Origin of the sequence: Solitalea lacus (assembly GCF_022014595.1) — a bacterium.
Taxonomy (GTDB): domain Bacteria; phylum Bacteroidota; class Bacteroidia; order Sphingobacteriales; family Sphingobacteriaceae; genus Solitalea; species Solitalea lacus.
This window is the reverse complement of record NZ_CP091740.1, coordinates 1,751,722-1,758,250: the sequence shown is the minus strand read 5'-3', so window position 1 is coordinate 1,758,250 and position 6,529 is coordinate 1,751,722. Positions and strand designations below refer to the sequence as shown.

Below are 6,529 nucleotides of genomic sequence, written 5' to 3'. Positions count from 1 at the left end.
GATTTTATTCTAGAAAGACAATATAATTATAAAAAAGGAAGGTGTCATATTAAGAAAAATTTCCACAGGTGTTAATAATTAGCATTCATAGAATTATTCTGAATAACAAATTTATTTATTCAGAAATAACTATTATTTAAGAATTATTAATGAATGATTACAATTAGCAAGAAAAATTGTAATACTTACTATTGAAAGACGAACTAATTTTGGTTAAAAAAATAATTTTCAATGCATTGCGCTAATACCTCAGTATTTAAGGGTTTCATGATCAGCTTCATAACTAAAGGATTAGCCGCTGAACGCGCCAGATCTTTCCGATCGACAGAGGATGTTAGCAAAAACACCCCAATATCTTGCACAAGTGCAGAAGGCAGTTGCTCGAACTCCTCCAAAAACTCAAAACCATCCATTTCAGGCATATGAATATCGAGTAAAATAAGTTCGGGTAATTTCTCAAGAGTCGTACAATTTTGCTTTAAATATTTAAGCCCGTCTTCTGCAGAACTGCAAAGAATAATATCAGTACTTATATCACTCAGCGTTATTAAGCGTTCTGCAATAAACAGATCTATTTTACTATCATCAATCACCATTATTCGCATAACACACGCTCCTCCACAGCCAAGTTTGGAATAGAAATTTCGAATACAGTTCCTTTATTCAATTTAGACTGAACAGAAATTGTTCCTCCTATTTTAGTTAATGCATCTTTTACTATATAAAGACCAATACCATTTCCTGTTCTTTTAGTATTTTTTGCTCTAAAGAAAAGCTTAAAAATTTGATCTAAATGCTCATTCAAAATACCTATTCCGTTATCGCCTAGAGTGATCAAGGCTCGCGATGAATCAACATTAACTTTTACCCAAATTGCAGGGACCAATTCATCAACTCGTTGATATTTAACAGCATTAGAAATTAGGTTATTGAAAATCACCGAAATCCTGAAGCTATCTCCCCTAAACGGAACCGGCTGTTCAATTGCTGTTTGGTAGTTAATTGTATTATTTTGAAGCTTAAAGTTCTCAACTATCTCAGATAGCAAGGTATCAAACTCAATGGTTTCACTTAAATTTTCACTCCTTGAGTTTTGATAATACTCAATTACTTTCAAAATAAATCCATCGAGCTTATTTACACTTTGCTCAATAATGTCAAGGTAACCATTAGGATCAACTACAGACTGTTCGATTTTAGAGAGTTTGATAATGCCTAAAATCGACATAAGAGGTGAACGCAAATCATGCGAAAGGCTGTACGTAAATCTACTCAATTCGTCATTCGTCTTTTGCAGCTCTTCATAATTAACTTGTAATTGCTTACGGGTTTGGTAGGTATCAAACGCATTGTGAATTGCATTACGAAGTTCCATTTCATCCCAAGGCTTGCTTAAATAACGATAAATATGGCCGTTATTAATCGCATCAATTAACGCCTCCGAATCGGTATAGCCTGTGATTAAAATTCGAATAGGATCGGGATATCTATCTACAATGGATCTAAAAAATTCAACCCCAGAGCATCCGGGCATCCTTTGATCAGAAATAATTATCTGAACAGGAATTTCTTGAAGCAGCTTTAATCCCTCATTAGCAGATTGAGCAGTATAAATTTCAAACTCTCGCCTAAAAGCGGCTTTAAAAGCCAATAGGTTATTTAGTTCGTCGTCTATATATAAGATTTGAATGACTTTACGCTTGGAAGACTTCATCTGCTACATAAATTTGTTCGTTTTTTAATTGTAATGGTAAAAGCAGCGTAAAAGTAGTTCCCACACCTTGGATCGATTGCACTTCAATTTTCCCTTGATGCTTTTCTATAATTTTATAAACAATAGATAATCCAAGTCCGGTACCTTGTCCAACTTCTTTTGTAGTAAAGAATGGTTCAAAAATTCTTTCCCTAATAGACTCAGGCATTCCTATACCGGTATCTGAAATTGACAAACCTATAAAATCACCTTGACAATCTGTTTTAATAGTGATTGAATGGTTTGTTTCATTTTGGGTTTGCACAACTGCCTGAATGGCGTTATTAAACAAATTGAGCAAAGCCTGGTTCAGTTTTCCAGGATAACATTCAATCTGCTTGTCGGCATTATATTCTTTTTTTATTGTTATAAAAGAAGGGATTACATGTTTAAGAATTATTAATGTAGAGTCAATACACTCATGAACATCAATTTTCTTCATTTCACTCTCATCCAAACGACTGAAGCTACGCAATCCCTTAACAATTTCTGCAGTTCTAACGGCTCCGTCTTGAATTCCTTGAAGCAACAATTTTATCTCACTCCCAACGTATTCCAAATCAATCTTTTTCTTAAACTGATCTATTTCCTTCAGCTTCTCCTCGGCATTTGAACTTAAGTCAAGCTCTTCATATTTAGCAATAACAGAAAATAAATCATCAATATCCATCTGAAGAGGCTTTATGTTAGAGCTGACAAAATTTATCGGATTGTTAATTTCATGGGCAATCCCCGCAGTTAATTGCCCCAATGAGGCCATCTTTTCAGCATCCACCAATTGTGACTGGGTATCTTTCAATTGATTTAAAGTAGACTGAAGTTCTGAATTGGTTTGCTGCAGTTCTTCGGTTCGTTCATTTACCTTTTGCTCAAGCATTACATTTTGTTCCCGTACCAGTTTTTCATTTTCCAATGAGGCCACTAGAGCTTGTTCTTGAGAAAGCTCTTTTTCCCTCTTCAAAGTGTTTATCTTATCGGCCAAAGCAAATGAAAGTAACGAAACCTGAAATGCCGAACCCAATTCAAGAATTACCGAAGTAAAAGTGTTGTAAGGAACAACATTGACATTACGTAACACAAACACTACTACTGCCAATAAGAAAATCGAGTTTGCAATCAGGAAAAACCGACCGGAACGAATTCCTTTTTTATGAATGCAATAACCGACATATAAGGCATAAAAGGATCCAATTGCCCCTTGCAAGTGCAATAACTGCAACGCTTCATGGTTAAATCCGGCTAAACAAACCAGCAGAGCCAAGACGTAACCGCCTATAAAAACATCAATACCTTTATCGAGTTTCGGGGCATAGAGTGCTGTTTGCAGGAACTTCTTCATGAAAAGCCCTGTAGTTATACCCGAGAATACCGGTATAATTATCGTACTGTTAACTGAAAACCAACTTTGATTTGGCCATAAAAACCTAAAACCAAAACCTTGTAAAGTTGCTTGAGATAAGCCAACAAAAACAATAAACAGTACGTAGTATATATAACTGCTGTCCTTTACAGAAACATAAACAAACAAGTTATATAATACCATTATGAGAATAATACCAGAGTATATTCCAAACAGCAGATCGCGCAATAACAACTGTTGATAAATAGCCTGCTCGGTACCTATAAAAACCGGCAATTGCAGTTGATCGTTACTTTTTACCTTAATATAAACAGTAATTAAATTATTGGAATCGGTGGATATTGGAAAAACGTAATTAGCGTTTGCTATTTGCCGTTTATTAAATGCGTGAGTATCGCCTAACTCAAATTGATTAACAGTCTTATTATCTTTTACCTGGTAATACTCAATTTCGTCTATGATAGGATTTTCAATCAATAACAAAAGCTGACTTTTTGGTGTAGTATTCTGAATGGAAAACTTTAACCAAAAAGCAGATTTACTGATACCAAAATTTGGAACATCCTCTTTACATAAAGTAAACTTAGATTTTGAGATTACTTGCTGAAGGGACTCATTACCCGATTTATCTTCATAAACCATTAATGATTTACCTAAAGAATAAACCTGAAATTCATCCTTTACTGTCGTTGGGGTATAAGCTTTAGAGACAAAACTCAAAGCAATACATAAAAGTAAAAGAAGATAACGAATAACTTTCATTAACTATTGGCCAGGTTATAGTTTAGGTTCTTAATTAAAACATTATACTCCAAGTCAAATTGTCCCTTAGGACCAATTTCAGTTCTAAGTTGAAAAGGAGTTTTTCTTAAATCGAAAATAAGTTCTCTTTCTTTCGGATCAGCATGATGAAGCGTATCACAGTCACTCAACAACATTGCCGTTGCAATTAAATCATCTTTTGGATAATAAAAAAGCCCATTGTTCCCTAATTGTCTTTCAACTACCGCCCCTACTCTTCTTCCCATACGAACGGTAACCGGAGAACATAACACAAAAATACTTGCTATTGGTAATTGAGTAGATATCGCTGCCCCAATGCGGGATAATATGTAACTTCCAATACCCATTCCTGCAACTTCCATCGAATTCCATAAACCGCATAATTCACAGGTTCCCCCATTTAATTCGGCTTGATGTACCATCTCTAAAATCTTAGGATCGTATTTACTCAAAGCCAATTCAATTGGTAAACTCTGACCACTTCTTCGAAGTTGCAGCCGAGCTCCCCCCATCACTCTTCCGCTTTCCTGCTCCTCCACTAAAATCACCATTGTATGCGGATCATCTACCCAATCATGCTTATATGAAGTGATTTTTACTACGCCATGAATTTCTAAAATTCGACGATGTCCTTCAATATACTTTTGACAGGCGTCGGGGTCATCAATAGCTCGAAAAACTCTGATTCCGATCATTTTACATTAAATTTCTCTGATTTCAGGCAACGATTTCTTCAACATCAACAAAATACCTTCCCGATTTCGTTAAGGTGTTCAATAAAATACGACGACTAATATTTGTAACAGCCCCTCCTCCTACAACTACCGCAGAGGCCAATTGAGGCCAACTATTAATGGTTTTACCCATTTGCTGCAAAGAAAGTTTCATGCGATCAGATATATTTTCCATTCCTATCATTTTTGCCAGAAACTGAATCCGATCTTGCGGGTTTAATGAAGACAACTGCTTTTCAATTTCCTTCAAATCACCTTCAATATGCTCAATTCTTCCATGTAAAAGTTCACGATCAGGCTCTATATCAAATCGCTCGATATCAAGTATACCTTTATCATTTGTTTCCATAACAATCGGCATGCACTTATTTTTTGCTGCCAATCGAGCAATAACCTTCATCTCCAAACTGTCACAAACTTCTATAAGCAAATCAATCTGGCTATCTCCCTCACCTAAAAACTCGTTAATATTATCAGCCGAAACTCCATGTTCAAAACATGAAATTTTAACAAATGGATCTATTTCAGCAATTTGACGGGCGCAATATACTACTTTTGAAACACCCAATTCACTAACTCCTGCCCTAACTCGATTCAGGTTGCTTAATTCAAAAGTGTCAAAGTCAGTCAAACGCAAAGAACCGCACACTCGTTCCATTGCAATAGTAATAGCAATAGCTTGCCCAACAGACAATCCAACAACACCGATGCATTTATCTTTTAAAACATCCTGTTCTTCTTTTGTAATTTTTAATTTATTTCTACTTGTTCTTACTTCGATAAATTCTTCTTCATCCAATAGGTGAACTATTTTATTATTCCAAGGATAATACACCCAAACCCCATATTCTTCTAATGGAACTCCAGCCAAGTATTCGATTATAATTTGTTCAATATTTGATTGTTGTTTTCCGACATGACGTATACGCATTAACTCAACAAGCTGATCAAAAATCTTATCGTAAACTTTTATTACAGGATTAGTGCTGAGCAAGGTTAAAAATTGTGCAGTGTCCTGCTCATGGCCCAATCTAAAAAAAACAGGATGATAGTCTTTATTTTGCGTTTGAGAAGAATGAAGCTTTTGGTTGATTAACTGCGGTAATTCATACGGAAAATTCATGATAGAGATTCTTGGCTTTAACTTTTATTAATGTTTATTGGTTTGGAGTTGAATAAAATCTTTTCTAATATAAATTTTTATCTTAGATATTCGAATCTTTGTACTTGAATTAATTTCTGAGGATTATGCGTGAAGAAAACATCAACGTCTTATATATCGATGATGAACCGAACAACCTGACCGCTTTTAGGGCAGCTTTTAGAAGAGACTATACCATTTTTACAGCAATTTCTGCTGAAGAAGGCCTGAAAGTTTTAGGAGAAAATGAGATTCATGTCCTCATTACCGACCAACGAATGCCCAAAACTACCGGTATTGAATTTCTTGAATCAATACTTGACACCTACCCTGACCCTATAAGAATGTTATTGACAGGCTATGCCGATATTAATGCTGTAATTGACGCTATTAACAAAGGTCAAATTTACCGCTATATCAGCAAACCCTGGGATGAATATGAACTGCGTCAGAATATCGAAAACGGTTTTGACGTGTATATGTTAAGAAAAATGAACAAGCAATTGACAGAAGATTTGGCAAGCGCCAATGACCAACTTGAATTTTTGCTTCGTCAAAAGTTACTTTCCTAATACACATCTATTTACACCTTTAATAGTACTGCCATACTTAAAAAAACGTATTATTAAAAATTTAAAACCCTTTGCCGCTTAAATAGCAGAATAATTTTCTGTATTTCAGCGCCTTACGTTTCTAACATTTTGTTGAAAAGAAAATCAGATATGAATAGGTGTCTGTAATTACTTTTGATTTCGTTC

Annotated in this window: 6 protein-coding genes; 1 reads left to right on the top strand and 5 read right to left on the bottom strand. The window is 35.0% G+C overall.

What is annotated here, in order from left to right:
* Positions 1-203: 203 nt before the first annotated feature.
* The 5 genes from L2B55_RS07485 to L2B55_RS07465 are packed head-to-tail and all read right to left on the bottom strand — an operon-like array spanning position 204 to position 5,753.
* Complete coding sequence (locus L2B55_RS07485; protein ID WP_237849932.1) at positions 204-605, bottom strand: response regulator; 402 nt, start codon at positions 603-605, stop codon at positions 204-206.
* The gene (locus L2B55_RS07480; RefSeq protein ID WP_237849931.1) at positions 596-1,714 is read right to left on the bottom strand and encodes a hybrid sensor histidine kinase/response regulator; all 1,119 of its coding nucleotides are present in this window, start codon (positions 1,712-1,714) and stop codon (positions 596-598) included. The genes L2B55_RS07485 and L2B55_RS07480 overlap by 10 nt, the downstream gene beginning before the upstream one ends.
* Complete coding sequence (locus tag L2B55_RS07475; RefSeq protein ID WP_237849930.1) at positions 1,695-3,875, bottom strand: sensor histidine kinase; 2,181 nt, start codon at positions 3,873-3,875, stop codon at positions 1,695-1,697. The genes L2B55_RS07480 and L2B55_RS07475 overlap by 20 nt, the downstream gene beginning before the upstream one ends.
* Positions 3,875-4,591, bottom strand: coding sequence for a hypothetical protein (locus L2B55_RS07470; RefSeq protein WP_237849929.1), 717 nt, complete (start codon positions 4,589-4,591; stop codon positions 3,875-3,877). Before L2B55_RS07470 ends, L2B55_RS07475 begins: the two co-directional genes overlap by 1 nt.
* Positions 4,592-4,613: 22 nt before the next feature.
* Positions 4,614-5,753 (bottom strand): ThiF family adenylyltransferase, encoded by a 1,140-nt coding sequence (locus L2B55_RS07465; RefSeq protein ID WP_237849928.1) that lies wholly within the window; start codon positions 5,751-5,753, stop codon positions 4,614-4,616.
* 125 nt (positions 5,754-5,878) lie between these two features.
* Between L2B55_RS07465 and L2B55_RS07460 the strand changes: the two genes are divergently transcribed.
* Positions 5,879-6,343 carry a response regulator gene (locus tag L2B55_RS07460; RefSeq protein ID WP_237849927.1) on the top strand — a complete coding sequence of 155 codons (465 nt, stop codon included), beginning with the start codon at positions 5,879-5,881 and terminating at the stop codon, positions 6,341-6,343.
* Positions 6,344-6,529 lie beyond the last annotated feature (186 nt).